The organism is Bacillus cereus group sp. BfR-BA-01347, from assembly GCF_022663835.1.
GTDB classification, from domain to species: Bacteria; Bacillota; Bacilli; order Bacillales; family Bacillaceae_G; genus Bacillus_A; species Bacillus_A thuringiensis_K.
Genome location: NZ_JAKUGG010000077.1, coordinates 1 through 495, shown reverse-complemented (window position 1 = coordinate 495; position 495 = coordinate 1). Strand labels below are relative to the sequence as shown.

The following is a 495-nucleotide window of genomic DNA, read 5'->3' as shown; positions in this document are numbered from 1 at the left end:
AAATTTGAATCTGGAACGTATAAAATGGATATGGATATTTTCTATATCGATCAATTAATCGAACAGATTTGTAAATATTTATCTTTAGAAATAACGAATAAGGAATTACAAGTTAATCAAAATCTTTCTAAAGTTGAGGTCATTGCTAATCGACATCGAATTGAACAGGTTCTTACGAATTTTATTACAAATGCAATTCGTTATACACCAGAAAAAGAAAAAATTGTGATTTCTACAACACTAGAGAATTATCGTGTAAAGATATGTGTAGAAAACAAAGGTGCTCATATTCCAAAAGAACAACTAGAGAAGATATGGGATCGATTTTACCGAACAGATGCTGCTCGACAACGTTCAAAAGGAGGAACAGGCTTAGGACTTGCTATATCTAAAAATATTTTAGAATTGCATGGTGTGGAATATGGTGTTTTCAATACAGAAGATGGTGTATTATTCTTCTTCTATTTAAATACAAATAATAAAAGGGAGTAGAAA

General features: G+C 30.1%; 1 protein-coding gene. It reads left to right on the top strand.

The genetic code is table 11. The annotated features are described in order from the left end of the window. Positions 1-492 (top strand): sensor histidine kinase (locus tag MR143_RS32675; protein ID WP_242281302.1); only part of this gene is annotated, 492 nt, incomplete at its 5' end. Positions 493-495: the final 3 nt, after the last annotated feature.